The following is a 19,609-nucleotide window of genomic DNA, read 5'->3' as shown; positions in this document are numbered from 1 at the left end:
CCCGGCTCCCCGCGTTGCACCACGGTGCACCGCGTTCCCCTGCGTTCCCTCGCGTTTCCCCTGGTGAACCGCCCCGTCGACCCCGGTCGGCGAGGCGGTTCCGTTGTCGGCGCCAGGGCCGTTCGGGTGATGGTGCCAAAGTGGTGCCACCAATGACTCGACATGGCGCCACGGCTGTGCCAAGCTATCGGACATGGACCTCACGCCGTATGTGGAAAACCTCCGGAACGAGCTCGCGGTGGCCGCCGCCACCGGCGGGGACGAAGCCCGCGCGCTGGCCGAGCGGCTGACGCTCCCGCTGGAGTCGGCCGTGCGGCTCACCCTGCTCAACGCGCTCTCGGCCGCCATGGGCGAAGTCACCCGTGACCTCGCCCCCGGCTCGGTGGACGTGCGTCTGCGTGGCCTCGACCCGGAGTTCGTGGTGACGGCGCCGCCCGGGTCGGACGCCTTCCACGGCGATCTGCCGCCGGTGGTGCCGCCGGTGGCACCGGTGGTGCCACCCGTCGTGCCGGTGGCGCCGCCGGTGGTGCCCTCGGGGGCGGCGGAGCCGGACGAGACGGGCACCGCCCGGATCAACCTCCGCCTGCCCGCCCACCTGAAGGCCCGGGCGGAGGAGGCCGCCGCCGAGGCCGGCCTCTCGCTCAACGCCTGGCTGGTCCGGGCCCTGGCCGGCGCGCTGGAAGGCGGCGAGCCGGCCCGCCGTCCGGTGGTCGACCCGCCCGGCCGGGTCGCTCGCAGCGTCGGCGGCCAGGGCTTCACCGGCTGGGTCCACTAGTACCTCCGTAGTACCAGGAACGTCTGCACCACCTTCTGCACCTTCGACGTCACCCCCGCTCCCACCAGCGGGAACACCCACACGAGTCAAGAGGACGGGACAACCATGCCTACGTACGAGATCGACGGTCCGATTTCCGCCATCCTCGAGTTCGACATCGGCTCGGTCTGGATCAAGGCGGGCAAGCGCACCGACGCCGTGGTCGAGGTCCGGCCGGCCAACCCGGCCAAGGAGGCGGACGTCAAGGCCGCCGAGCAGACCCAGGTCGACTTCTCCGGCGGCCGGCTCGGGATCAAGGCCCCCAAGCAGCGCTCCGTGTTCACCAGCAAGAAGGGCGGGATCGAGATCCTGGTCGAGCTGCCGGCCGGCTCCGACGTCCACAGCGAGTCGCCGATGGCCGAGTTCGTCACCGAGGGGCCGCTCGGCGACTGCCGCCTGAAGACCTCGCTCGGCCGGATCCAGGTCGAGAGCGCCGAGAACGCCCGGCTGGACAGCGGCTTCGGGGACGTCCGGCTCGGGGCGACGACCGGGGACGCCGAGGTGTCCGGCGCCGGCCGGATCGAGATCGGCTCCGTCGGGGGCCGGCTGACGGTCAAGAACAGCATCGGCGACACCGAGATCGACGAGGTGCACGGCGAGCTGCACGCCAACGCCTCCAACGGCCGCATCCACATCGGCGTGGCCGAGGGGAACGTGGACGCCAAGTCGGCGCACGGCCACATCCGGGTCGGCCGGGTGGTCCGCGGCCAGGTCACCCTGCAGACCAGCCTGGGGGACGTGGAGGTCGGCATCGCGGAGGGCACCGCGGCCTGGCTGGACGTGCACAGCAAGGTCGGCGGCGTCCGCAACGACCTCGGCCCCACCCAGGGCCCGGGCGACGCGATGGAGACGGTCGAGGTCCGCGGCCGCACCCAGGTCGGCAACGTCGTCGTCCGGAGGGCCTGATGGCGGCCGTCTCGGCAGTCCCGGTGAGGCCGGTGGTCCCGGCCGGCCCGGCGATCTCGGCCGTCGGGCTCACCAAGTCCTACGGGGACAAGGCGGTCCTGAAGGGCGTCGACCTGGAGATCCCGGCGGGCAGCGTGTTCGCGCTGCTCGGGCCCAACGGCGCGGGCAAGACCACCACCGTGGAGATCCTCTCCACCCTGATCCCCGCCGACGGCGGCTCGGCCCGGGTGGCCGGGCACGACGTGGAGCACGGGGCCGACGGGGTGCGCCGGGCGATCGGGGTGACGGGCCAGTTCTCGGCGGTGGACAACCTGCTCACCGCCGAGGAGAACCTCATGCTGATGGCCGACCTCAACCACCTCCGCCGTCGGGAGGGGCGGAGGCGGACGGAGGACCTGCTGCGGCGCTTCGACCTCACCGAGGCCTCCCGCAAACCCGTCGCCACCTTCTCCGGCGGCATGCGGCGCAAGCTCGACCTGGCGATGACCCTGGTCGGGGACCCGAAGGTGATCTTCCTGGACGAGCCGACCACCGGGCTCGACCCGCGCAGCCGGCGCACCATGTGGGAGATCATCCGGGGCCTGGTCGCCGACCACGGGGTGACGATCTTCCTCACCACCCAGTACCTGGACGAGGCCGACCAACTCGCCGACCGGATAGCCGTCCTGGACGGCGGCCGGATCGTCGCCGAGGGCACGGCCGAGGAGCTGAAGCGGCTCGCCCCCGGCGGGCGGATCCGGCTCCAGTTCGCGGACGCCGCCCGACTGACCGCCGCGGCCGCGCTGTTCGAGTACGCCAGGGCCGACGCCGAGGCGCTGCGGCTGGAGATCCCGGGGGACAACTCCGTCCTCACCGTGAAGGCCGTGCTGGACGCGCTCGACAACGCGTCCGTACCGGCCGAGTCGCTGGTCGTGGAGACGGCCGACCTGGACGACGTGTTCCTGCAGCTCACCGGGGAGGGTGTGCGATGAGTACGGCCACGGGGACGGCCGGCTACGTGCTCAGCGACTCGCTGACCATGCTGCGCCGCAACCTCAAGCACGCGCTGCGGTACCCGTCCCTGACCTTCGCGGTCGTGGTGATGCCGGTCATGATGCTGCTGCTCTTCAACTACGCCTACGGCAGCACGCTGGGCGCCGGCATCGGCGGCGGCGACTACATCGACTACGTGACGCCCGGCATCGTGCTGATGGCGGCCACCTCCGGGTCGCTGGTCACCGCGATCGGCATCTGCACCGACATGACCGAGGGCATCGTCAACCGCTTCCGCACGATGGCCATATCGCGGTCCGCCTTCCTGGCGGGGCACGTCGTCGGCAGCGTCATCCAGACCATGATCGGGCTGGTGCTGGTGATCGGCGCGGCCCTGGCGATGGGCTTCCGGCCGAACGCCGGGCCGGTGGAGTGGCTGGCCGCGACGGGCCTGCTGCTCTTCCTCACCGTCGCCCTGACCTGGATATCGGCCGGCATCGGCCTGGTGGCCAAGACGGTTGAGAGCGCCAGCAACATGCCGATGCCGCTGCAGTTCCTGCCCTTCATCGGCAGTGCCATCGTGCCGACCGACTCCATGCCGACGGCACTGCGCTGGTTCGCCGAGTACCAGCCCTTCACGCCCATGATCGAGACCCTGCGCGGGCTGCTGCTCGGCACCGGGATCGGCACCAGCGGCTGGAGCGCCCTGGCCTGGTGCACCGTGCTGACGCTGATCGGCTTCTTCTGGTCGAGGAGCGTCTTCTACCGGCGGTGACGGGGGTACGGCCGGTAGCCGGAGCGGCCCGGACGACGGAGCACCCGTCGTCCGGGCCGTCAGGTGTCCCCGTAGTAAAGTCCCGGCAAAGGACGACTCCGGGGGGAGCAAATGACAGGCACGCGCCGCACGCAGGTCGTGTGGTGGCTCAGAGGCGCGGCGCTGGTGGCCTTCCTGGTGTACCTGCCGGGCTACTTCTCCTCCCGTCAGGGCGGGTTGGTCGAGGTCGAGCGCTGGCTGAACCACCCCGTGCTGCTGCTCGGGACGGCGGTCGCGCTGGCCATGGCCTCGGCGGTGGCCCAGTTCGAGTTCCGCACCCGATGGGCGCAGATCGGCTGCGCGGCCGTCCTGTCACCGCTCCTCGTCGTCGGCGCGGCGGTCGGGGCCCTGGCGTACTTCTTCGGGGGCGACGGCCGACTGGTCGACCGCAAGCCCGCCCCGGACCGCTCCGACCACGTGCTGAGCATCACCGACATCGCCTTCTCGATCGACCCGGTCTACCGGGTGGAGCTGGTGTCCGGCACCGGCTGGTCGGCCCGCCACTGGAGCCTCGGCACCTGGGGCGAGGAGGAGGGCTTCCTCCGGGCCGACTGGTCCGGCCCGGGCGAGATCACGGTGACGCTGGAGCACGAGACCAGGGTCTTCACCGTCGCCAAGGGCGGGACGCTGGGCGAGCCTTCGGTGACGCCCAGGCCCCGGCGGTCCCTGTAGTAGGGTCCGCGCCGAAGGTCGGTCGAGCAACGCCGGGGGGGCGGGGATGACAGCGGCACGCCGCAGACGGATCGCATGGGGGCTCAGAGGCGTGGTGGTCGCGGCGCTGCTGGCGTACGCGGCGGGTCGGCACGCGTCCCGGTCGGGCGGGCTGGTGGTGGTCGAGCGCTGGCTGAACCGTTCGGTCCTGCTGGTCGGGTCGGCGGTCCTGCTGATCGTGGTCTCGCTGGTCATCGAGTTGGAGTTCCGCACCTGGCTGTCGCAGGTCGGCTGTGCCGTCGGCCTGGTGGCGCTGATCTTCGGCGGGGTGCCGATCGCGTTCCTGGCCATCGTCCTGAGCCGTGACGGCTGGACCGAGCGGACGGCCGCCCCGGGCCACCCTGACCGGGTACTCACCGTCACCGACATCGCGTTCTCGATCGACCCGGTCTACCGGGTGGAGCTGGTGTCCGGCACCGGATGGTCCGCCCGCCACTGGAGCATGGGTATCTGGGACACCGAGCGGACCGACTTCGTCCGCGTCGACTGGTCCGGGCCGGACCGGATCACGATCACCAGGGACGCGAAGGTCACGGTCTTCGACGTCCGCCCGGACGGGAGCCTGAGCGCTCCTCGGGAAGCACCCCGACCCCAAGGCCCGTTCATGCCTCGTTGAGGCTTCGCCGGGGCCGGCCCTCCTCGCGTTGCCGGGGGGAGGGCCCGGCCGCCGGCCCCGGCGGTAAGGCGTCACCAGCGGTCGATGCCCATGGTGGCGGCCGCGCTGTGGACGGCGTTGTAGTGCGGGATCGACATGTCGGACTTCTTCTGGTTGACCGGCAGGTTGCGGTCGGCGGCGCGGAACTCGTCGCGGGCCTCCGCGAGCAGGCTGGTGCCGTGGGAGACCGGGACGTCCTTGGTGCCGTGCGCCGGGTGCGACTTGGCGGCCGTCTTGCTGCCGGCGTTGATCAGGGTGCCGCGCGCCTGGTTGTAGTCGGCGACCTTGATCGTCTTCGGGTTGCGGACTTCCGCCTGGGCCTCGGCCGTCGACGGTGCCTGCTCGGCGGCCACGGCGGCGGGAGCGGCGGTGAGCGCACCCGTCACGAGGACGGTCGCGAGGGCGTTCCGAAGGGTCCTGTGCATGAGGGTGTCCTTCCGATGGGAAGTCGTCGGGGATTCGCCCCCGTCCGTGAGCACCGGAACAGTCGGGATGCGAACGTCTCGGCCCTACCCGGGGCTCCGGTGTCGGAAAACCGGCTTCCGCTCGGGAAGTTCGCCGACGATGAGATCAGGCCTTTTCACGATTTTTCTTCCATAGCACTGATGGAGTGACGAGATGGAGACCGATCAGCCCGGTCCCGGCGACATCGAGCGGTGGTTCGAGGCCGTCGCGGACGGCCGGGCGAGCCGGGACGAGGCCGACCGCTGGGCGGCGCGGTGGTTCCTCGACGACGACCTGCGGTGGGACGAGGTGTCGCTGTGGGCCCTGGATCTGCTGCACGGCATCGATCTGCGGGCCGGCCCCGGCGGCCCGTACCTGCACGACGAGGGGCAGGTGCGGGAGTGGCTCGCCGAGTTGAGGCGCCGTCGCGGCGTCCACGAGTCCGGTGGCGGCCCGACTCGGCTCGGCGGGTGAGGTGCCCGGCGGGGCGAGGGGGCGGCGGGGCGGGAGAGCGGCGGGGCGGGGCTGCGCCGTCGGGTGCGGGTCAGGCCGACTGGTCCAGCGCGGCGAGCAGCTGACCCGCGCGTCCGTCCGCCACGGCGAAGGCGAGGTGGTCGTGGTAGTCGCGGGTCTCGACGATCAGGCCGTCCCGGACGCGCAGGACCTGGATGTTGGGGGTTCGGAAGGTGCGGCCGGTGGCGGGGTGCAGGGCCTCGTAGTCGAACTCGGCGATCACCACCTCGGGGTCGTCGGTCCCGTGGACGTGGATGTTCTCCGCGCGCAGCCGGATGGCGTCGGCGGCCGCCAGGGCGGCGAAGCGCTGACGGAGTTCGTCCCGGCCCTGGATACGGCGCGGGGGAGTGGGCGAGAAGACGATCTCCACCACGGCGTCCTCGGCGTAGAGGGCGGGGAGTTCACTCCACCTGCCCGCCGAGATGAGGTCCAACAGCTGTGCGTGGACCTCGCGGGGCGTGGCTGGTGCGGACATGGCTGACCTCCGGGATCTCGCCGCCTACAATCGGATAGGCGACTCCGTTTCCGACGATACGGATACGCCACTCCGTTTGTCCAGGGATGGTGAGGTCCTCATGACGTCCGATCAGACTCCGTCCAGTGGCGACGCGAAGCCCCTGCGCGCCGACGCGAGGCGCAACCGTGCGCGACTGCTGGAGGTCGCCGAGGCGGTCTTCACCGAGCGGGGCACCGGCGCGTCCACGGAGGAGATCGCCCGCGAGGCGAAGGTCGGCATCGCCACCGTGTTCCGGCACTTCCCGACGAAGGAAGCGCTGCTGGAGGCGGTGCTCGTCCGGCGGCTGGAGCGGCTGGGGGAGGAGGGGCGGCGCCTGGCGGAGGAGGCCGGGCCGGGGGATGCCCTCTTCGCCTTCTTCGACCTGGTGCTGGACCAGTCGCCGGCCAAGAACGCCTTCGCCGCGGCCCTCGCGGATGCCGGGGTCGACGTCAGGGCGGCGACGTCGGAGGCCGGTCGCGCCCTGCGCGAGGTGCTCACCGCACTGCTCGACGACGCCCAGCGGGCCGGCGCGGTGCGGCGGGACCTGGAGGTGCCGGAGCTGACGGCGATCCTGGTCGGCACCTGCCGCATGCTGGAGCACCTGGATGGCCACCCGGAGGCCGCCGGACGCGCCCGCGCGGTCGTCCGCGACGGCCTGAAGGCGGGGGCGGGGGCGTGAGTGGAGTGGAAAGTCGGACTCCCCGACTTTCCACTCCCGGTGAGGACGCGCTGGGGGCGGGGAACGCGGAAGGGTCCGGCATCCTGGTGGATGCCGGACCCTTCCGACTGTGGAGCGCCAGGCCCGGGTTGCACGGACTCTTCCTACTGAAAGTAGGACGTGCTCTGGTAGCACCGCTGACGCCTGACGAGGAATCATCTCCCTCGCGACATCAGGAATATTAGCAGCTCAGCGCCGGTGCGACGAATCGGGGCCGTGGAGCGCTCTCGTCATGAAGGTGCTGTTCGGGTCGGGTCGGTAGTCCGCGAAGGGTTCGCAGGGGACGAACCCGAACTTTTCGTACAGCTTCCTGGCCGGCAGGAAGAAGTCGGTCGAGCCGGTCTCCAGGCTCAGCCTGGTGAAGCCCATGCGGGTGGCCTCGGTGATGATGTGCTCCAGCAGCAGGGAGGCGACGCCGCTCCGCTTGCGCAGGGGCGCGGTGCGCATCGACTTGAGTTCGGCGTGGTGGGCGTCCAGGCGCTTGATCGCGCCGCAGCCGACCAGGACGCCGCCGTCCCGCACCGACCAGAACGTGATCCCGGGCCCGCGGAGGGCGTCGAGATCGAGGGCGTGGGTGCTCTCCGGCGGGGAGGTGGCCCGCATCTGCCGGACGTGGTCGGCGAGGAAGTCGGCGATCTCGGGACCGGAGAGGTCGTCCGCCGCGATCTGCATGGTTGCTCCTGTCCCGAGCCGTGAACGCGGAAGGGTCCGGCACCCTGGTGGATGCCGGACCCTTCCGACTGTGGAGCGCCAGGCCCGGGTTGCACGGACTCTTCCTACTGAAAGTAGGACGTGCTCTGGTAGCACCGCTGACGCCTGACGAGGGATCGTCTCCCTCGCGACGTCAGGAATATTAGCAGTTCAGCGCGCGTGCTTCGAATCGCGGCCCGGGGGTCACGAACGCGGAAGGGTCCGGCACCCTGGTGGATGCCGGACCCTTCCGACTGTGGAGCGCCAGGCCCGGGTTGCACGGACTCTTCCTACTGAAAGTAGGACGTGCTCTGGTAGTACCGCTGACGCCTGACGAGAGATCATCTCTCTCGCGACGTCAGGAACAGTAGCAGGTCAGAGCCCGTGTGCCGAATCGGTGGAGTCAGGCGTCGAACTCGCCGGCGCGGATGGCAGAGACGAGGTCGCGCCACTCGCTGACATCAAGTTGGGCGATGGCGTCCGGCCGAAGGCTGCTGCGGACATAGACGGCATCGGGGCCTATGGCAACCTCAGGACAATTGTTGCCATCGCCGCAGGCACGGGGCCTGTGCCAAGCGAGTTCTTCCATAAGGGCCTCACAGGCTATTCATGATGCTGGAGATCGCGTCGCGGGAGGCCGATGGATTGAGCGCACGGTCACGCATCGCCCCGAGGATGCTCCGGTAGTTCTCCAGCTGGTTCATCTCGGTCAGAAACGCTGGCGATCCTACGGAGTCCAGTTGCACCGTATCGAGGCGAGGTACGGGCCCACTCGCGTACAGCACGGCTTGACCCGCTCCCTTGAAACCGCCGGCCTTGAACTCAAGCAGTCGCAAGGTCACGTTGGGAGCCTCGGAGAGTGCAAGCAAGTGCTTCAGCTGTGATCTGGCGACAGCTGTTCCTCCGAACTCCATGCGAAGCGCGGCCTCGTGCACGATCGCTTCGTAGTTGAGGGGGTCACTTCGCGTTAGCAACTCGGCTCGGCGCATCCGGTTCTCGACTCGTGCTTCGATGTTCAGTGGCCGCAGCGGAGGGTAGACCTCGCGAAAGATCGCCCGCGCTGTCTCCTCGGTCTGCATGAGCCCAGGCGTGTGACAGATCTGGTAGGTCACCAGTGCGCTGGCGTAGTGCTCGACCTCGGAAATCTCAAGGATCCCGGCAGGGACCAAGCCTCTGTGCTCCTCCCACCACCCCTTGACGCGGTCGGCGGCCATCGCGGCGACGGCGTCGACGTACTCGGAGTCGGCTTCCTCGTACTCGGCGGCGAGCGCGAGGACCCGCTCGGCGCTGATCGGGTAGGTGCCCTGCTCGATCAGCGTGACCTTGCTGCGGTCCAGCCCAAGGACGGAAGCAGCATCTCCGGCCGTGCGTCCGGCGGCCTCTCGCATCTTCCGCAGCTCGATGCCGACGCGCTTCCGACGGGCGGTTGGGGTAGGTGGCATCTGCCCAGCATCCACCGCGCGTGCGGGATGAGTCCAGCGAGCAGATAGGCACAACTTCCTGAGCACGCTAGCAAATTTGCTATCCGATGCTCTACAGTCTGTGATGCACCGATCACCGAGCGGAGCGTCAGTAACGCTGCTCGGGCACCGAAGAACACCCATGTCCAGTGGGTTCGTTCACGGCGACGCATCCGCCGGTCTCACCCTTCCCCTCCGGGAGACGCTGTGCGTGACCTCAACTCCCCCTCCCTCACCCTCTCCCGCGGCGCCCTGCGCGACGGTATGACCAGTGCCGGTTGGCCGCCCTCCCTCATCGCGGACGCCGAACTCGCCATGGTCGAACTCATCGTCAACGCCTGGCGCCACGGCGAGACGGCCTCGCCCGTCATCCTGATCCACCACCGCGCCAACACCCTGCGCGTCGCGGTCTCCGACCGCAGTCCGCTCCCCCCGGAGGTGGGCCCCCTCGCCCTCCTCTCCGAGACCGGCCGGGGCCTCCAGCTCGTCGCCGGCCTCACCCACCGCTGGGGTGTCGACCCCCAACACCTCGGCAAGACCGTCTGGTTCGAGCTGGACGGTGTCGCGTGAGCGCCCACCACCCCATCCACCCCGCCGACCCGGCCCTGCTCCACCTCACCTCGCGCCAGGTCGCCGAGCTGATCGTCGAACTCCGCACCGAAGGCCGCGAGTTCGGCCTCCTCTGGCCGTCCGCGATCCCCGGTGACATCAACCTCCGGGGTCATCGCCTGGTCGACGTCGGCAACATCCCGGCCAGCACCCTGATCAACCTCCTCGCGCTCATCCGCGAGTTCAGGCGTAGCCGGGACGTGTGCCACTGCCGCTTCGAGGGTCCTTAGGGATGCTCCGCCGCCCGGTCGGGTGGGAGACTCCCTGGGTCACGACGACCCAAGGAGCCCCACGGCATGGCAACCGGTGCCACCGACGAGCCGGAGTCGGCAACGTCCATACCCGGCCGACGAATTCTCGATCTCCTGGACAAGGCCATCGAGCTCCAGACCCCGCTGGTGCGCAAGAACATCGCCCGCGCCCGGCAGCGGAACCCGGAGGCGACCCCGGAGCAGGTGATCCGCAACCTGGAACGCATGTACGTCAGTGCCCTGGCCGGGACGGGAGCCGCGGTCGGCGGAGTCGCCGCCGCTCCCCGTGTCGGCACGGGAGTGGCGCTGGCCCTGTCAGCGGGCGAGTTCCTCTCCTCCTTCGAGCTGAGCGCCCTCTTCGCGCTCTCGGTGGCCGAGGTCCACGGCGTCCCCATCGACGAACTCGAACGCCGCCGGACGATCGTCATGGGCGTCATGCTCGGCGGGAGCGGCGCCGGCACCATCACGAAGGTCGCCGAGCGTACCGGGCAGCACTGGGGCCGCCAGGTCGTCGCCAAAGTGCCCATGGAGACACTGCGTCGGATCAACAAGATCCTCGGGAGGCACTTCGTCACGAAGTACGGGACCAAGCAGGGCATCATCGTTCTCGGCCGGGTGGCGCCGTTCGGCATCGGCGCCGTGATCGGCGGCGGCGCCAACGCGGGCCTCGCCGCTCTGACGGTGCGGGCCTGCCGCCGCGCTTTCGGCCCAGCTCCGACCTCGTGGCCGGAGCGCGACGCTCCCTCCACGCCGCCGGAGTGGGCTACCGAGGAGGACGGGAAGTCCGACCGGGAGATCCCGGCGCCGTGATGGATCAGCTCCCTGGCTGTCCCGTCCCGGGAGCTTGTGGACTGGCGAGTCAGGTGACCTGCTGAGCGCCCGACGCGGTCGGGGATCTCGGCGATGACGGTCGGCCATGCCCTCGGCATCCGAGCCCCCCGAGATCCCCGACTTCGTCACCCGCGATCAGCTCTGCGTCTCCTCGCGGCGTCCCAGAGCGGCCGCATCGGGTATGACGAGCAGCTTGCCGGTGGTACGCCGAGCCTCCAGATCACTGTGGGCCTGGGCGGCCTCGGACAATGCGTAGCGGCCCGTCACGGTGACCTCAAGTGCCTTGGAGCGCACCCACTCGAACACATCGGCGGCCCGTCGGAGCAGTTCGGACCGATCGGCGATGTAGTCCCCGAGGCTGGGCCGGATCAGGGTCAGCGAACCGCCGTGGGCGAGCCGAATCGGGTCGAACGGCGGCACGGCACCACTTGCCGCGCCGAAGAGCACGAGATGACCACGGGTTCGCAGGCTGGCGAGGCTCGCATCGAAGGTGTGCGCGCCGACGCCGTCGAAGACCACCGGCAGTCCCTGGCCGCCGTTGAGCCGCCTCACCTCGGCTGCGAGGTCGTCGACCGCGGACGAGAGGATCACCTCGGCGGCCCCGGCGCGCTTCGCCAGGCCGGCCTTCGCCGCAGTCGACGTCGTGCCGATCACCCTGCCGCCGAGATGGGTGATGAGCTGGGTCAGAAGCAGCCCCATGCCACCGGCAGCCGCATGCACGAGCACCGTGTCGCCTTCCTGGACCGGGTAGGCGTCCTTGACGAGATAGTGCGCGGTCATGCCTTGGAGGAGCACGGCGGCGGCTGTCTCGAAGCCGATGTCGTCGGGCAGCGGCACCAGCCGGGAGGAGTCCACGACGGCCCGCTCGGCATACGTGCCGGGAGTCTCCACCCAACCGACCCGGTCCCCCACTGCGACGTCCGCGACGCCGGGGCCGACTTCGACGACCGTGCCGGCGCCCTCGGCGCCCGGGGTGAAGGGCAGCGGGAGGCTGTACCTGCCCTCGCGGTGGTAGACATCGAGGAAGTTGACCCCGGATGCGGCGACCTCCACGACCGCCTCGCCCGGACCGGGCCGCGGCTGGTCCACCTCGGCCTCCTGCAGCACCTCGGGACCGCCCACTTCGTACACCTGAATCGCTCGCATGACCCCTCCAATAACGGCTCGTGCCCCACCAACCCCGTTGACGGCGATCCGATTCCCGACAAGGGGCAATACACCCGGGCCGGGGCGGGAGGCGATGATGTGCGCCATCCGTCAGGCAGGCGTGGTCACCGGCGCTGGCGCGGGGCCGGGGGACGCGAGGCCCACTGTGGTCATGCGCCGATGTCGGGTCAGCCCTCGGCCTGCGTGTAGGCGTTGAAGCGCAGGTACAGCCCGATGTGTGCCGGAACACCCGGTGCGATGGTCCGGTAGCTGCACAGCTCCTGCACGCCGGTGTCGCCCTCCGGCAGCCCGGCCGTCAGGCGGCTGAGGACCTCGGCGTGCGGGCGCGGGTCGACTCCCTCGATCCGCATCAGCTCCGCGACGCGCGCGGCGGCCTCGGCGTCGCTGCGGGCGTTGCCGGGCAGCCGCAGGTAGACGTTGGCCTCCTCGGGGCCGACCGCGCCCTCGCGGAACGCCAGGCAGGTCATCGGCTCGTTGTCCACGATCCCGCCGTCGATCCCGCCGTCCCGCCCGTAGATCACGGCCCGTGCGCGGGCCGCCCGCACCGAGTCGTGGCGGTGCGCCAGGGCGGCCACCGTGTCCAACTCGTCCATCGACATGGGGAGATGGCGGAAGTAGACCTTCACCCGCGAGGCGCTTCCGCCGTCCAGGTCGAGGGCGAAGAACTCCACCTCGTGCCCCCGCCGGGCGAGTTCGTCGCAGCGCCGTCCCACCGGTTCCCAGGCCGCAGCCAGTCCCAGTCGGTGCATGGCCTCCGCCATCACCTCGTGGGTGCGGGCCAGGCCGTGCGCCTGCGGGTTGAGGTAGACCTTGTAGTGCGGACGTTCGCCGGGCTGCCAGGCCAGGGAGTGCCAGACGGTGGGCCGGTTGCGGTCGGGATCGGGCGTGACGAACAGGTCCTCGACGTCGAGGTACCGCGCGATGCTCGCTCCCGGCCGATCGGCGAGCCGGCGCGTCAACTGCCGCCCGGCCTCCTGGCATCCGAGCGGCGTGCGGTCGGCGCTCAGCGACTCGAACAGGATGCGGACCTCCGGCCGGCCCGCCTTCCAGCTGACGGAGAGCTCGGCGGGGAAGCCGTCGGAGGACACGAACGAGGGCGGAGTGCACTGCGTCCCGATGGGCTGGGCGCCCCACGGGCTGAGCACGTCCCGCAGGTCCCGCAGTACGCGGGTGGTCTCCGGCTCGCCCGTCCCCAGGCCCCGGCAGACGGCTGTCCACTGCTCTTCCAGGAACTGCCCGAAGCTCTTGTCCGGGGCCTGGAAGGGGGCCAGGGCGGGTGGGGCGTAGCGCAGCTGCGGGGCGGTCACCGGCCCGACGGGACAGGCTCGTTCAGCTGCGGGGCCACACCCTGGTTGGGCTCGTTGCGCTGGCCGATGACTGTCTGGTTGGGCTCGTTGCGCTGGCCGATGACTGTCTGGTTGGGCTCGTTGCGCTGGCCGATGACTGTCTGGTTGGGCTCGTTGAGCTGCACCACGTCGCCCTGGTTCGGTTCGTTGAGCTGGCCGGCGACGGCGGTGGCCGACATGCCGCCGAGCACGGCGGCACCCGTCACGACTCCAACTGCCAGCGTTGCCAATACCTTGCGCATCGTTGCTCCTCCCCCTGATCGATGATCAGATTGATCATAGCCATAGGGCTGGTTCCAAAGGTATGAATCTTTCGAACGCATCTCTGGTTCAGTCCGCCTCTGCCCACTCGTCGCCGCAGCCCCGGGAGTCGCCATGTCCGCACCACAGCAGTCCACCGACCCGTACGCGGCGACCGGCGTCGTCGGCCCGGCCCCGGAGGGGGTGACCCTGCCGCTGCCGCCGGTCTTCGACTCGGTGGAGGAGGAGCGCCAGTACCGCAAGGAGCAACTGGCGGCCGGGTTCCGGCTGTTCGGCCGGTTCGGCTTCTCGGAGGGCGTCGCCGGGCACATCACCGTCCGCGACCCGGAGAACCCGAGCTGGTTCTGGGTGAACCCGTTCGGCATGAGCTTCAACCAGATCAAGGCCTCCGACCTGATCCTGGTCGACCACGAGGGCACCCTGCTGCACGGCAACCGGCCGGTGAACCGGGCCGCGTTCGCGATCCACTCCCAGGTGCACGCCGCCCGCCCGGACGCCGTCGCCGCCGCGCACTCGCACTCCCTCTACGGCAAGGCCTTCTCCAGCCTCGGCATCCCGCTCGACCCGATCACCCAGGACGCCTGCGTCTTCTTCGAGGACCACGGCCTGTACAGCGACTACCGGGGCGTCGTCACCGAGACCGAGGAGGGCAAGCGGGTGGCCGCCGCGCTGGCGAGCCACAAGGCGGTGATCCTGCAGAACCACGGCCTGCTCACGGTCGGGCAGTCGGTGGCCGAGGCGGTCTGGTGGTTCGTCACCATGGAGCGCTCCTGCCAGGCGCAGCTGCTCGCGATGGCGGCCGGCACCCCCAAGCTGATCGACCGCGAGACCGCGCTGATCACCCGCGACCAGATCGGGACCTCGCTGGCCGGCTGGTTCCAGGCCCGGCCGCTGTGGGACCAGATCACCCTCTCCGACCCCGACCTCTTCGACTGACCGGCTTCCCCGGTCCCGTCCCCGCCCTTCCGAGCCCCGCCCCGACCACGCCGCCGTCCTCGCCCAGCCCTGGAGCAGCCCCGTGTCCACCGCCCCCGCCCAGCGCAGGCTCCGGATCGCCGTGTTCGGTGCCGGTTCCATCGGCTGCCACCTCGGCGGCATGCTCGCCTCGACCGCCGAGGTCGCCCTGATCGGCCGCCCGGCGGCGATGGCGGCGATCGACGCGGAGGGGCTGACCCTCACCGGCCCGGGCGAGGCCCGACGCGAGGTGCGGGAGCTGACCGTCGCCACCGACCCCCGGGCCGCGTCCGGCGCCGACTACGTCCTGGTGACGGTGAAGTCGGCCGACACCGCGACCGCCGCCCGGGAGCTGGCCCCGCACCTCGGCCCCGACACGGTGGTGGTGAGCTTCCAGAACGGCCTGCGCAACGCGGACGCGCTCGCGGCCGCGCTGCCGTCCCATCGGGTGCTGGCCGGCATGGTGCCGTACAACGTGGTGCGGACCGGCGCCGCCGCCTTCCACCAGGGCAGTGCCGGGTCGCTGATGCTGGCCGACGAGGACGGGGCGAACGCGCTCGCCGAGGCGGCCCGGGCGAGCGGTCTGCAGCTGGAGCTGCGGGCGGACATGCCGGCCGTCCAGGCGGCGAAGCTGCTGATGAACCTGAACAACGCGGTCAACGCGCTCTCCGGCCTGCCGCTGCGCGACCAGGTCGGGCAGCTGGCGTACCGGCAGTGCGTGGCGCGCTGCCAGCTGGAGGCGCTTGCGGTGTTCCGGGCCGCCGGGGTGGTGCCGGCCCAGCTCGGGCCGGTGCCGCCGGAGGTGATGCCGCAGGTGCTCGAACTGCCGGACGCGCGGTTCCACGAGCTGGCCGGGGCCAGCCTGCAGATCGACGCCACCGCCCGCTCCTCGATGTGGGAGGACTTCCAGCGGGGCCGCCCCACCGAGATCGACTCGCTCCAGGGCGAGATCGTCGCCCTGGCGGAGCGCCATGGCCTCACCGCCCCCGCCAACTCCCGGCTGATCGCCCTCGTCCGCGAGGCCGAGGCCGCCGCCCCGGGCACCGCCCCGCAGTGGTCCGGCCCCGCCCTCCTCGCCGAACTCGCCCCGGCCGGCTAGCGCGGCGCCGGCGCCGCTCGCAGGGTGGCCGATCGTGCTCGGCCGGGGGAGTTCGGCAGAGCCGCGCTCCCACCCGCTGCGAAGGAAGTCGGCCCGGCCGACTTCCTTCGCGCGGATCGGCAGCCGCTTGTCAGGCGGGTGCCCGGCCGCGTCGTGCGGGGCATGTCGGGCCTGCCCGTACCGGAGGCCCCGCCAGGCCACGACCAGGCCGGTTCACCTCAGGTCACATCAGGTCAGCGGGCGGTAGAAGGGGCCGTCCGGGGCGAAGTTGTGGGAGTGCACAGTGACGTCCTCGCCCCGGAGGTACGCCAGCAGCCAGTCGCCGAAGGCCAGTTCGTCGTAGGGGACGTACTCCAGGGTGTCCGTCTCCAGCACGCCCACGCTCCACGGCGCCGACGGTTCGTCCGGCACCCGCAGGAAGACGAACTCCCCGGTGGTGGCGGTGGCGACCGGCAGCAGCTCGCCGGGGCCCGAGCCGGCCGGGGCGGGGAGGAACTCCGCGTCGTCCTCGTCGCTCCAGTGCTCGATCCAGCCCGCGATCTTCTCGCCCAGGTCCCGGACCGGGTGGCCGGGGTGGTCCAGGTACAGCTGCTCGTTGATCTCCACCGGGCCGTAGGCGTCGGTGAACTCCCGGAAGTCGGCGGGCAGGGAGACCCCGAGCTCCCGCTCCAGCCGCGCCCATGGGGCCGGGTCGGACCAGTGGAAGCCGGGCTCTCCCAGCAGCGCCCTGATCTCGTCGAGTGTCGCCATTCCGCTCTCCCTCTCTGTGGGTCCGAGCGAAGGGTACGGGCCGTCTCCTACATCCCCGGGGCCGGTCGCCCCTCTCAACTCCGGGGCCAGGGACGGCCGTCGAGGCGTTCGATGCCGGTGTTGAAGCGGCGCAGGTACTCCGCGAAGCCGGCGATGTCCTCCACCGGCCAGTCGGCCATCACCAGGTTCAACGCCCGGACGTGCGCCTCCCGTTCGCTGTCCAGACGGCGCCGGCCCTCCTCGGTCAGGCGGAACTTGCGGGCGATGCCGCCGTCCGGGTCCGGGATGCGTTCGAGGAGGCCCGCGCTCTTCAGCGCCGCCGTCTGGCGGTTGAGGGTGGAGACGTCCAGGCCGAAGGCGTCGCTGAGCTGGCCGATCGACATGGGCCCCTGGGCCTCGACCCGGCTGAGCAGGATGTAGGCGCCGCGTTCGAGCTGGCTGCCCTCGGGGCGGCGGTCGTCGACCTGGTTGAGGTCGCGGTGCCGGGCGAACACCAGGAATTCGAGGGCGACCTCGTGCGTGGGGCTGGCCATGTCGAAGTCCCTTCATCACCGCGTTGACCTGCGGGTTCTTCGTCGATCACGTCCAGTATGCCAGACATGTGCGCAACCCACACGATGTGCATGACGCACATCATGTGTAGCCTGATAAGCCTGTGCTGTCTGCACATGATGTGCGAAGTGCACACTCCTGCTCCCCCCGACCGCCCGAGGAGGCCCGTCATCAACGGCCCCGCCCCCACCGCCCGCACCGGTCCGATCGTGGCGACGCTCGCCTTCACCGGCACCGTCGCCGCGATCATGCAGACCCTGGTCACCCCGCTGATCAGCGAACTCCCGCAACTCCTGCACACCACCGCGTCCAACGCCTCCTGGGTCATCACCGCGACCCTGCTCTCCGCCGCCGTCTTCGTTCCGATCAGCGGCCGCCTCGGCGACCTCCTGGGCAAGCGGACGATGCTCATCGCCTCCTGCGTCCCGCTGCTGCTCGGCTCGGTGCTGTGCGCGGTGGCCGACTCGGTGGTGCCGATGATCGCCGGCCGGGCGCTGCAGGGGATGGGCATGGGCCTGGTGCCGATCGGCATCAGCCTGCTGCGCGACGTGCTGCCGCCCGAGCGGCTCGGCTCGGCGATCGCGCTGGTCAGCGCCTCCATGGGAATCGGCGGCGGCCTCGGCCTGCCGATCGCGGCCGGCGTCGCCGACTACGCCAGCTGGCGGGTGCTGTTCTGGGGTACCGCCGTGCTGGCCGTCGTCATCATCGGCATGCTCTGGAGCGTCGTCCCGGCTCCCGCCGCCACCGGCCACCGCCCCACCGGCGGCCGGTTCGACTTCGTCGGCGCGCTCGGTCTGAGCGTCGGGCTGGTCTGCCTGCTGCTGCCCGTCTCCAAGGGCGGCGACTGGGGCTGGGGCAGCACCCGGACCCTCGGCCTGTTCACCGCCTCCGCCGCGATCCTGATGCTCTGGGCCCGCTGGGAGCTGCGGGTCGGCGACCCGCTGGTGGACCTGCGGGTCACCGCGCGCCCGCGGGTGCTGCTGACCAACGCCGCCTCCGTCCTGGTCGGCTTCGGCATGTACGCCCAGGCCCTGATCGTGCCGCAGCTGCTCCAGCTGCCGGAGGCCACCGGCTACGGGCTGGGGCAGTCCATGCTGGCGATGGGCCTGTGGATGGCGCCCGGCGGGCTGATGATGATGGTGGTCTCCCCGCTGGGCGGCAAGCTGTCGACCGCGCGGGGACCGAAGTTCACCCTGGTCGCCGGGGCGCTGACGATCGCCGTCGGGTACGGGCTGGCGCTGCCGCTGATGGGCTCCACCTGGGGCGTGCTGATCGTGACGATCGTCTGCAACAGCGGTGTGGGCCTGGCCTACGGCGCGATGCCCGCACTGATCATGAGCGCGGTGCCGCTGTCCGCCACGGCCTCGGCGAACAGCTTCAACACCCTGATGCGCTCGCTGGGCACCTCGGTGTCCGCCGCCGTGATGGGTGTGGTGCTGTCGCAGATGACCATCTCCCTGGGCGGGCACGCCCTGCCGTCGGAGGGCGGCTTCCGGGTCGGCCTGGTGATCGGCTGCGTCGTCGCGCTGATCGCGGCCGCCGTCGCCGCCGTCATCCCCGTGCCGCCGGCTCCCCGGCTGCGGGCCGTCCCCGCCCCGGCGGGCGCGGAGGCGGCGGAAACCGGGACGGCGGGCGCGGAGGTGGCGAAGCCCACCACCGGCTGAGTCCTGCCGAGCCCCGCCCCGGGCGTGCGCCGCGCTGCGTGCGCCTGGCGCGCGCCCGGGGTGCCGGCCGGCACTACCGGAACGCCGGCAGGTTGCGCTCGACCCAGGCCCGGAAGGGCGCGGCCGGGCGGCGCAGCACGGTCGCCACGTCGGGGCTGACCGCCTGCTCGGCCGGGAGCGGGGCGCCGAGGACGTCCAGCGTCCCGGGGATCACCTGCTCGGGCATGAACCGCGCCAGGTGCGCGTGGGCCTGCTCGCGGGACAGCTCCACGAAGGCCACCTCCTCGCCCAGGGCCTCGGCGATGACCTCGGCCTGCCGGCGCGGCCCGATCGCCTCGGGCCCGGTCAGGTCGTACGTGCGGCCGCCGTGCCCGTCCTCGAGCAGGGCGGCCGCGGCCACCGCCGCGATGTCCGCCGGGTCGACGACGGGCAGCCCCACGCCGCCGAACGGCGCGTAGACCGTCCGCTCCGTGCGGACCGTCCCGGCCCAGGCGAAGGCGTTGGAGGCGAAGGCGCCGGGGCGCAGGACGGTGAACTCCCGTCCGGAGGCTCGGACGGCGGCGTCGAACTCGCGCAGCCGGACGTGCGAGGGCAGGTCCGGCCGGGTGGTGTTGGCCTGCGAGGAGACCAGCACGATCCGGCCCACCCCGGCCTCCGCGACCGCCGAGAGCAGGGCGTCCGGGCCCTCGCCGTGGCTGTTGAGCTCGCCGCCCAGGACGACGAACAGCGCGCGGGCCCCTTCGAGTGCGGGGCGCAGGCTCGCGACGTCGTCGAGCCCGCCCCGGGCCCAGCGGACCCCGGCCGCCGGGTGGGCGGGCTGCGGCTGCCGGGACACGGCCACCACCTGCTCGCCCGCCCCGGCCAGCAGGTCCACCAGCGTCCGCCCGATGTTTCCGGTCGCGCCCGTCACCGTGATCATTTCCGCCCCTGAG

25 protein-coding genes are annotated in these 19,609 nt (G+C 71.4%); 14 read left to right on the top strand and 11 right to left on the bottom strand.

Annotation, left to right across the window (positions count from 1 at the left end):
* Positions 1-193 precede the first annotated feature (193 nt).
* From ACZ5GH_RS13670 to ACZ5GH_RS13645, 6 genes are all read left to right on the top strand, one after another.
* Positions 194-775: a toxin-antitoxin system HicB family antitoxin gene (locus ACZ5GH_RS13670; RefSeq protein WP_387756935.1), complete on the top strand. Its 582-nt coding sequence runs from the start codon at positions 194-196 to the stop codon at positions 773-775.
* 105 nt (positions 776-880) lie between these two features.
* Positions 881-1,720, top strand: a complete 840-nt coding sequence (locus ACZ5GH_RS13665) for a DUF4097 family beta strand repeat-containing protein (protein WP_387756936.1) — start codon at positions 881-883, stop codon at positions 1,718-1,720.
* Positions 1,720-2,691 carry an ATP-binding cassette domain-containing protein gene (locus ACZ5GH_RS13660; RefSeq protein ID WP_387756937.1) on the top strand — a complete coding sequence of 324 codons (972 nt, stop codon included), beginning with the start codon at positions 1,720-1,722 and terminating at the stop codon, positions 2,689-2,691. The genes ACZ5GH_RS13665 and ACZ5GH_RS13660 overlap by 1 nt, the downstream gene beginning before the upstream one ends.
* Positions 2,688-3,467, top strand: coding sequence for an ABC transporter permease (locus ACZ5GH_RS13655; protein WP_464334391.1), 780 nt, complete (start codon positions 2,688-2,690; stop codon positions 3,465-3,467). Before ACZ5GH_RS13660 ends, ACZ5GH_RS13655 begins: the two co-directional genes overlap by 4 nt.
* Positions 3,468-3,578: 111 nt before the next feature.
* Positions 3,579-4,178 (top strand): hypothetical protein, encoded by a 600-nt coding sequence (locus ACZ5GH_RS13650; RefSeq protein WP_387756939.1) that lies wholly within the window; start codon positions 3,579-3,581, stop codon positions 4,176-4,178.
* A gap of 91 nt (positions 4,179-4,269) precedes the next feature.
* On the top strand, positions 4,270-4,833 hold the full coding sequence (locus ACZ5GH_RS13645; protein ID WP_464334390.1) for a hypothetical protein: 564 nt from the start codon (positions 4,270-4,272) through the stop codon (positions 4,831-4,833).
* Positions 4,834-4,904: 71 nt separating this feature from the next.
* Here the strand turns inward: ACZ5GH_RS13645 and ACZ5GH_RS13640 are convergent, their stop codons facing one another.
* Positions 4,905-5,297: a hypothetical protein gene (locus ACZ5GH_RS13640; protein WP_387756941.1), complete on the bottom strand. Its 393-nt coding sequence runs from the start codon at positions 5,295-5,297 to the stop codon at positions 4,905-4,907.
* A 193-nt stretch (positions 5,298-5,490) separates the two neighbouring features.
* On the opposite strand from ACZ5GH_RS13640, the gene ACZ5GH_RS13635 reads away from it, so the two are divergent.
* Entirely contained in the window at positions 5,491-5,790 is a 300-nt protein-coding gene (locus tag ACZ5GH_RS13635) for a hypothetical protein (protein WP_464334389.1), read from the top strand.
* A 70-nt stretch (positions 5,791-5,860) separates the two neighbouring features.
* Here the strand turns inward: ACZ5GH_RS13635 and ACZ5GH_RS13630 are convergent, their stop codons facing one another.
* Positions 5,861-6,304 (bottom strand): nuclear transport factor 2 family protein, encoded by a 444-nt coding sequence (locus ACZ5GH_RS13630; RefSeq protein ID WP_464334388.1) that lies wholly within the window; start codon positions 6,302-6,304, stop codon positions 5,861-5,863.
* 100 nt (positions 6,305-6,404) lie between these two features.
* On the opposite strand from ACZ5GH_RS13630, the gene ACZ5GH_RS13625 reads away from it, so the two are divergent.
* Positions 6,405-7,004: a TetR/AcrR family transcriptional regulator gene (locus ACZ5GH_RS13625; protein ID WP_464334387.1), complete on the top strand. Its 600-nt coding sequence runs from the start codon at positions 6,405-6,407 to the stop codon at positions 7,002-7,004.
* Positions 7,005-7,232: 228 nt separating this feature from the next.
* Here ACZ5GH_RS13625 and ACZ5GH_RS13620 read toward each other — a convergent pair whose 3' ends face one another.
* From ACZ5GH_RS13620 to ACZ5GH_RS13610, 3 genes are all read right to left on the bottom strand, one after another.
* Positions 7,233-7,715 carry a GNAT family N-acetyltransferase gene (locus ACZ5GH_RS13620; RefSeq protein ID WP_387756945.1) on the bottom strand — a complete coding sequence of 161 codons (483 nt, stop codon included), beginning with the start codon at positions 7,713-7,715 and terminating at the stop codon, positions 7,233-7,235.
* Positions 7,716-8,136: 421 nt separating this feature from the next.
* Positions 8,137-8,322 carry a DUF397 domain-containing protein gene (locus ACZ5GH_RS13615; protein ID WP_387756946.1) on the bottom strand — a complete coding sequence of 62 codons (186 nt, stop codon included), beginning with the start codon at positions 8,320-8,322 and terminating at the stop codon, positions 8,137-8,139.
* A gap of 7 nt (positions 8,323-8,329) precedes the next feature.
* Positions 8,330-9,175, bottom strand: a complete 846-nt coding sequence (locus ACZ5GH_RS13610) for a helix-turn-helix domain-containing protein (RefSeq protein ID WP_464334386.1) — start codon at positions 9,173-9,175, stop codon at positions 8,330-8,332.
* Positions 9,176-9,400: 225 nt separating this feature from the next.
* Here ACZ5GH_RS13610 and ACZ5GH_RS13605 point away from each other — a divergent pair, with 225 nt between their 5' ends.
* From ACZ5GH_RS13605 to ACZ5GH_RS13595, 3 genes are all read left to right on the top strand, one after another.
* Positions 9,401-9,763 (top strand): ATP-binding protein, encoded by a 363-nt coding sequence (locus ACZ5GH_RS13605; protein ID WP_464334385.1) that lies wholly within the window; start codon positions 9,401-9,403, stop codon positions 9,761-9,763.
* On the top strand, positions 9,760-10,032 hold the full coding sequence (locus ACZ5GH_RS13600; protein ID WP_401114780.1) for a hypothetical protein: 273 nt from the start codon (positions 9,760-9,762) through the stop codon (positions 10,030-10,032). Before ACZ5GH_RS13605 ends, ACZ5GH_RS13600 begins: the two co-directional genes overlap by 4 nt.
* Positions 10,033-10,098: 66 nt before the next feature.
* A complete protein-coding gene (locus tag ACZ5GH_RS13595; RefSeq protein ID WP_464334384.1) occupies positions 10,099-10,863 on the top strand; it encodes a hypothetical protein in 765 nt (254 codons plus the stop codon).
* Positions 10,864-11,019: 156 nt separating this feature from the next.
* On the opposite strand, the gene ACZ5GH_RS13590 is transcribed toward ACZ5GH_RS13595, so the two are convergent.
* From ACZ5GH_RS13590 to ACZ5GH_RS13580, 3 genes are all read right to left on the bottom strand, one after another.
* The gene (locus tag ACZ5GH_RS13590) at positions 11,020-12,030 is read right to left on the bottom strand and encodes a quinone oxidoreductase family protein (protein WP_464334383.1); all 1,011 of its coding nucleotides are present in this window, start codon (positions 12,028-12,030) and stop codon (positions 11,020-11,022) included.
* Between the two features lie 188 nt (positions 12,031-12,218).
* Entirely contained in the window at positions 12,219-13,358 is a 1,140-nt protein-coding gene (locus ACZ5GH_RS13585; RefSeq protein ID WP_464334382.1) for a tryptophan dimethylallyltransferase family protein, read from the bottom strand.
* The gene (locus ACZ5GH_RS13580) at positions 13,355-13,639 is read right to left on the bottom strand and encodes a hypothetical protein (protein ID WP_464334381.1); all 285 of its coding nucleotides are present in this window, start codon (positions 13,637-13,639) and stop codon (positions 13,355-13,357) included. The genes ACZ5GH_RS13585 and ACZ5GH_RS13580 overlap by 4 nt, the downstream gene beginning before the upstream one ends.
* 133 nt (positions 13,640-13,772) lie before the next feature.
* Here ACZ5GH_RS13580 and ACZ5GH_RS13575 point away from each other — a divergent pair, with 133 nt between their 5' ends.
* Together ACZ5GH_RS13575 and ACZ5GH_RS13570 are read left to right on the top strand one after the other, a co-directional pair.
* The gene (locus ACZ5GH_RS13575) at positions 13,773-14,594 is read left to right on the top strand and encodes a class II aldolase/adducin family protein (RefSeq protein ID WP_464334380.1); all 822 of its coding nucleotides are present in this window, start codon (positions 13,773-13,775) and stop codon (positions 14,592-14,594) included.
* Between the two features lie 82 nt (positions 14,595-14,676).
* Positions 14,677-15,711 carry a 2-dehydropantoate 2-reductase gene (locus ACZ5GH_RS13570; protein ID WP_464334379.1) on the top strand — a complete coding sequence of 345 codons (1,035 nt, stop codon included), beginning with the start codon at positions 14,677-14,679 and terminating at the stop codon, positions 15,709-15,711.
* A 228-nt stretch (positions 15,712-15,939) separates the two neighbouring features.
* On the opposite strand, the gene ACZ5GH_RS13565 is transcribed toward ACZ5GH_RS13570, so the two are convergent.
* Together ACZ5GH_RS13565 and ACZ5GH_RS13560 are read right to left on the bottom strand one after the other, a co-directional pair.
* A complete protein-coding gene (locus ACZ5GH_RS13565; RefSeq protein ID WP_464334378.1) occupies positions 15,940-16,461 on the bottom strand; it encodes an SMI1/KNR4 family protein in 522 nt (173 codons plus the stop codon).
* Between the two features lie 74 nt (positions 16,462-16,535).
* On the bottom strand, positions 16,536-16,994 hold the full coding sequence (locus ACZ5GH_RS13560) for a MarR family winged helix-turn-helix transcriptional regulator (protein WP_464334377.1): 459 nt from the start codon (positions 16,992-16,994) through the stop codon (positions 16,536-16,538).
* A 189-nt stretch (positions 16,995-17,183) separates the two neighbouring features.
* Between ACZ5GH_RS13560 and ACZ5GH_RS13555 the strand changes: the two genes are divergently transcribed.
* Positions 17,184-18,677, top strand: a complete 1,494-nt coding sequence (locus ACZ5GH_RS13555) for an MFS transporter (protein WP_464336824.1) — start codon at positions 17,184-17,186, stop codon at positions 18,675-18,677.
* Positions 18,678-18,750: 73 nt separating this feature from the next.
* Here the strand turns inward: ACZ5GH_RS13555 and ACZ5GH_RS13550 are convergent, their stop codons facing one another.
* The gene (locus ACZ5GH_RS13550) at positions 18,751-19,596 is read right to left on the bottom strand and encodes an SDR family oxidoreductase (protein WP_464334376.1); all 846 of its coding nucleotides are present in this window, start codon (positions 19,594-19,596) and stop codon (positions 18,751-18,753) included.
* Between the last annotated feature and the right edge of the window lie 13 nt (positions 19,597-19,609).

It is taken from the genome of Kitasatospora sp. Xyl93 (assembly GCF_055383135.1).
Note: the sequence above shows the minus strand (reverse complement) of the source record. Positions and strands in the feature narration are given on the sequence as shown.

Excerpts from the sequence above, each read along its gene's own strand:
- ACZ5GH_RS13670 (WP_387756935.1), top strand. The coding sequence starts at position 194 with ATGGACCTCACGCCGTATGTGGAAAACCTCCGGAACGAGCTCGCGGTG.
- ACZ5GH_RS13665 (WP_387756936.1), top strand. The coding sequence starts at position 881 with ATGCCTACGTACGAGATCGACGGTCCGATTTCCGCCATCCTCGAGTTC.
- ACZ5GH_RS13660 (WP_387756937.1), top strand. The coding sequence starts at position 1,720 with ATGGCGGCCGTCTCGGCAGTCCCGGTGAGGCCGGTGGTCCCGGCCGGC.
- ACZ5GH_RS13655 (WP_464334391.1), top strand. The coding sequence starts at position 2,688 with ATGAGTACGGCCACGGGGACGGCCGGCTACGTGCTCAGCGACTCGCTG.
- ACZ5GH_RS13650 (WP_387756939.1), top strand. The coding sequence starts at position 3,579 with ATGACAGGCACGCGCCGCACGCAGGTCGTGTGGTGGCTCAGAGGCGCG.
- ACZ5GH_RS13640 (WP_387756941.1), bottom strand. The coding sequence starts at position 5,297 with ATGCACAGGACCCTTCGGAACGCCCTCGCGACCGTCCTCGTGACGGGT.
- ACZ5GH_RS13635 (WP_464334389.1), top strand. The coding sequence starts at position 5,491 with ATGGAGACCGATCAGCCCGGTCCCGGCGACATCGAGCGGTGGTTCGAG.
- ACZ5GH_RS13630 (WP_464334388.1), bottom strand. The coding sequence starts at position 6,304 with ATGTCCGCACCAGCCACGCCCCGCGAGGTCCACGCACAGCTGTTGGAC.
- ACZ5GH_RS13625 (WP_464334387.1), top strand. The coding sequence starts at position 6,405 with ATGACGTCCGATCAGACTCCGTCCAGTGGCGACGCGAAGCCCCTGCGC.
- ACZ5GH_RS13620 (WP_387756945.1), bottom strand. The coding sequence starts at position 7,715 with ATGCAGATCGCGGCGGACGACCTCTCCGGTCCCGAGATCGCCGACTTC.
- ACZ5GH_RS13615 (WP_387756946.1), bottom strand. The coding sequence starts at position 8,322 with ATGGAAGAACTCGCTTGGCACAGGCCCCGTGCCTGCGGCGATGGCAAC.
- ACZ5GH_RS13610 (WP_464334386.1), bottom strand. The coding sequence starts at position 9,175 with ATGCCACCTACCCCAACCGCCCGTCGGAAGCGCGTCGGCATCGAGCTG.
- ACZ5GH_RS13595 (WP_464334384.1), top strand. The coding sequence starts at position 10,099 with ATGGCAACCGGTGCCACCGACGAGCCGGAGTCGGCAACGTCCATACCC.
- ACZ5GH_RS13590 (WP_464334383.1), bottom strand. The coding sequence starts at position 12,030 with ATGCGAGCGATTCAGGTGTACGAAGTGGGCGGTCCCGAGGTGCTGCAG.
- ACZ5GH_RS13580 (WP_464334381.1), bottom strand. The coding sequence starts at position 13,639 with ATGCGCAAGGTATTGGCAACGCTGGCAGTTGGAGTCGTGACGGGTGCC.
- ACZ5GH_RS13575 (WP_464334380.1), top strand. The coding sequence starts at position 13,773 with ATGTCCGCACCACAGCAGTCCACCGACCCGTACGCGGCGACCGGCGTC.
- ACZ5GH_RS13565 (WP_464334378.1), bottom strand. The coding sequence starts at position 16,461 with ATGGCGACACTCGACGAGATCAGGGCGCTGCTGGGAGAGCCCGGCTTC.
- ACZ5GH_RS13560 (WP_464334377.1), bottom strand. The coding sequence starts at position 16,994 with ATGGCCAGCCCCACGCACGAGGTCGCCCTCGAATTCCTGGTGTTCGCC.
- ACZ5GH_RS13550 (WP_464334376.1), bottom strand. The coding sequence starts at position 19,596 with ATGATCACGGTGACGGGCGCGACCGGAAACATCGGGCGGACGCTGGTG.